This is a genomic window from Fretibacterium fastidiosum (genome assembly GCF_000210715.1).
GTDB lineage: Bacteria > Synergistota > Synergistia > Synergistales > Aminobacteriaceae > Fretibacterium > Fretibacterium fastidiosum.
In genome coordinates this window covers 255,893-259,590 of sequence record NC_021038.1, presented here as the reverse complement: position 1 = coordinate 259,590, position 3,698 = coordinate 255,893, and the positions used below count along the sequence as shown (strand labels likewise).

General features: G+C 51.8%; 4 protein-coding genes. 3 read left to right on the top strand and 1 reads right to left on the bottom strand.

What is annotated here, in order from left to right; genetic code table 11:
- Positions 1-102: 102 nt before the first annotated feature.
- Positions 103-477, bottom strand: a complete 375-nt coding sequence (locus SY1_RS01170) for an ASCH domain-containing protein (RefSeq protein WP_015555911.1) — start codon at positions 475-477, stop codon at positions 103-105.
- Positions 478-1,112: 635 nt separating this feature from the next.
- Between SY1_RS01170 and SY1_RS01165 the strand changes: the two genes are divergently transcribed.
- From SY1_RS01165 to SY1_RS12710, 3 genes are all read left to right on the top strand, one after another.
- The gene (locus tag SY1_RS01165) at positions 1,113-1,811 is read left to right on the top strand and encodes a class I SAM-dependent methyltransferase (protein WP_015555910.1); all 699 of its coding nucleotides are present in this window, start codon (positions 1,113-1,115) and stop codon (positions 1,809-1,811) included.
- A gap of 219 nt (positions 1,812-2,030) precedes the next feature.
- Complete coding sequence (locus SY1_RS01160; RefSeq protein WP_208872525.1) at positions 2,031-2,927, top strand: LAPAL motif-containing putative phage structural protein; 897 nt, start codon at positions 2,031-2,033, stop codon at positions 2,925-2,927.
- 112 nt (positions 2,928-3,039) lie between these two features.
- Positions 3,040-3,447 carry a DDE-type integrase/transposase/recombinase gene (locus SY1_RS12710; RefSeq protein WP_423868983.1) on the top strand — a complete coding sequence of 136 codons (408 nt, stop codon included), beginning with the start codon at positions 3,040-3,042 and terminating at the stop codon, positions 3,445-3,447.
- Positions 3,448-3,698: the final 251 nt, after the last annotated feature.

Below are 3,698 nucleotides of genomic sequence, written 5' to 3'. Positions count from 1 at the left end.
CCCCTCCCCTAAGGGGGGCGTAGCCCCATGTTATTTTAGGGAAGCGCTGAAGGATACCCTTCGTTTGATGCTCCTTACAGGCCACAGAAGGTGCTATAGGGGTTACAAAACGACCTCAAAAAGCCCCTGTTTGCCGCGAACCGGCGGGGTGTCCGGCACCACTACAGGGTTCTCCAGCACCCAGGAAAATCCCTGCACAGAGGGCAGAGCGTCTTCCTCCATCATCGCTGCCTCGGCATCCTTTTTGGGCTCAAACGGGCGAACCTCGACCAGTTCGACCGTTGCGACCGCGACACCAAGAGGCCAATTTTGCCTCGCCTCATCAGGGTCAAATTCAAAATAGATATCGTCTGGAGTTTTTCCCGAACAAATCAGCAACGGCCCTCGATAGTGCGTTCTCCATGAACGCCACTCGATCGTCTTATACCCGCCGGCGATCAAACTCGCCCAGGGTTGTTTTATCGACAGTGCTTTCATCTCGTCGCGTCCTCCCCGCCAGCCTCCGCCCGGAGGCAAACAGATGGGCATTCTTCGCGGCATATCGCTCCATGGATGCCCTCAACACGGTCGCCATCGTCGCACCGTTGGGAAACAGCAGAGCGGTAAGCGCCGGAACGACCGATTTTCGACACAAAACGTTATCGCTCTCTCCTGCCCATGCCACCACTCCCCTATCCGATACAGAGTATACAGTAAAATAATGTAAGAAGTAAGCCATACAAAAACTCACAGGGATTCCTTTTCTACTTTTCTACGCCCGCGATTCCGACGCAAAGGGCCCCTCCAGCCGCGGCAAGCGCCCTGTCGGGGACACGTCGCACACGCCTCGGCGGAGGCCGGCATCCTCCGAGCCCCCTGACGAAGCACAGACGGCTGTCTATTCTCAAAACTCTCCCGATCCGTGCTCTTGTTCGTGGTATCTTTATTCACGGCATATCCTCCTGTTTTCAGGAACAGGCACTGTCGGGAATATAACGATTCTACCCGGATACGCCATTCTTTAACCCCTTCCGGAACCCATACACCAGATTTGACAACAACTCGAAGGGAAGCTATGCTGGAGTTGCGGGAAGCGAACGGATTTTCAACATCTTTGAGGAGGTCGGTTCGATATGGGCTCAATCGCCGAAGCACGGGCAGAGGGAGACTGGTACGCCCGAAACATGAACGCAGCAAACCTGGAGGAGGTCTATCGGACGCGGCTGCCAAGGGTCCGTCAGTATCTTGAGGCGGAGATCGGCTTTGTGCGCAGTTTTTTGAGCGGCCGTGAGCGGGTGCTGGAGCTGGGGGCCGGATACGGCCGCATCGTGAAGGAGCTTGCGCCCTTTACGGCGTCGATCGTGGGGATAGAGCTCTCGGAGGCATCCGTGGCCTTCGGCAAAGAGTACCTGAAGGACGTTCCGAACGCAGAACTGAAGGTGATGGACGCGCATCACCTTCACCTCGCCGCGGAGTTCGATGTCGTACTTTGCCTGCAGAACGGACTGTCTGCCATGAAGGGAGACCCTTTGAACCTGGTGCGACAGGCAGTCTCCGTTCTGCTGCCCGGCGGCAGAGCTCTTTTCAGCAGCTACAGCCCAAAGTTCTGGGAGCACCGTCTGGCCTGGTTCCAGGAACAGGCAGAGAAAGGGCTTCTTGGTGCAATCGATCCTGACAGGACGAAAGATGGCATCATCGTCTGTCGGGACGGTTTCGAGGCCAGGACCTTTTCCCTTGAGGATTTGGAGGCCCTGGGGAACGCCATCGGCTGTGACCATTTTCTGGAGGAGGTCGACGCATCAAGCGTTTTTCTCGTCGTCACGAAGCCGTGAGTTCCTGAGCGTTCCCCTCCAAAAGAAACAACGCCCTAATCGGGCACATCATACTCGAAACGAAGGGTAATTCACGGAGGTATCCTCTTCGGCTGCCTCGTGCCGAAGGCGTTTGTATAGCTCGTCCGGGATTCGTAGGTAAGTCTGTTTCACTATGCACCTTCTAAACTTCCCGTGAGGGGAGTATTCCCAACAATCAATATCAGGACGGTGTTGGTCTTGCAGGATAATCGTAACGACCTTGCTTCCGCCTCCATCCGCATCACTTATGAAGGGGCCGCTTTAGAATCTCATTCCATCGACGCCGAAGCATTTGGTAAAAGCATTATGGCCGCTTCGCACATTCTTAAAGAAACATCTAGAGTCCTTTACGGCTTTGAATTCACTGTTCGCCTTGAACTTAAGGTCGTGGAGGCAAACTGTATCAGTGCCGATCTTCTCGTCTATCTATCAAGAGCAGCGGAAGCTATCCATTTTTTAGCCAACAATCCCCTGACTGCTGTTTTGGACGATATTCTGAAGCTGGCCGGCTATGCTCCTTTAGGCATTGGCATTTACGCTCTATTTCGTTGGCTCAGAAATCGTAAAATCAGCAAAACCGAAAAGCACCAGGATATAATCACGCTTTACTTGGAGGATGGCACACAAGAAACCATCTCGTTAAAGCTATACGAGGCCATCTGTAACTCGGTTTTACGTAAATACATCAAACAACATACCCAAATTCTTCAAACACCAGGTATTGAGCGTATCTGCTATTTCCGTAAAGACGATGAAGGCTTGCAGGAAGCAACGATCCTCACCAAGGATGACCTGGGACTTTTCGATTTGGACTTGGACGAAGCCCCCATCGAAAGAGAGTTGGATGTCATCGCAGAATTGGATAGACCGTCTTTCCACAAATCCAAGCGAGGCTGGAAATTGGTGTGGGAGGGGAAAGTCGTCCCCGTCGCACTTACCATCACCGACGATGCTTTCCTTGAAGATGTGGCCTCAGGTAAAATCTTTGTCGCCAAAGGGCAAAAATTCAACATCCACTTGGTTGAAGAACGCAAGCCCAATCAGACTAAGCCAAAATACAAAGCCACCATCATAACGCCTCGCTCTTTAACGTAAAGAAGCAGCTTGGTATAGCAAAAGAAAAGAGCCGAAAACTACTACCAAGGCAAAAAAACTCCAAACCACACATTCAGCCACCAAGCAAATTCCTTTGGTGTAAAATTTTGGGCTGCCCTCCAAAAGAAACAAGCCGGAAAAAATACATCAGCCCTACAACAATCAAGCAAAATACGTCTGCGTTGTTTTGGACCTGTTCTCTCGGAAGGTGATCGCCTGGCGTGTAAGCGACAAAATAGACACACAATTGGTGATGGAGACGGCAGAAGAAGCGTACCTCAAACGAGGACGCCCTCAATCGGTGTTGTTTCACTCCGACCGCGGGTGTCAGTATACGTCGGAACTGTTCCGACGCTTTTCGGACCAGAGGAATATCGTGCAGTCGTTCTCTGCGCCTGGCTACCCCTACGACAATGCGGTTGTGGAATCTTTCTTTAAATTCTTCAAGAAAGAGGAACTGAATTCGGAGGCATTTTCGAGACCAGGAGGAATTGAAGCGTTTCGCTTTTGTGTATATTGAGGGTTTTTATAATCCAAAGCGGCCTCACTCCGCCAATAACAACCTCTCGCCCGACGAAAAGGAGGACGTGTTTAAAAAACAGACTACGCCCATATCATGATTCCTTCGCTTAGCCTGTCCTTTTTCTTGACTATGGTCCAGGTTGGGCAAAGACCTGCCTTCCGCGGCGGGAGGTGACATTTTCTCTCACTACTTATAGGGTGACATGATCACTGATCAACGACACCTCACCCCCCAACCCGCGGGCAAAA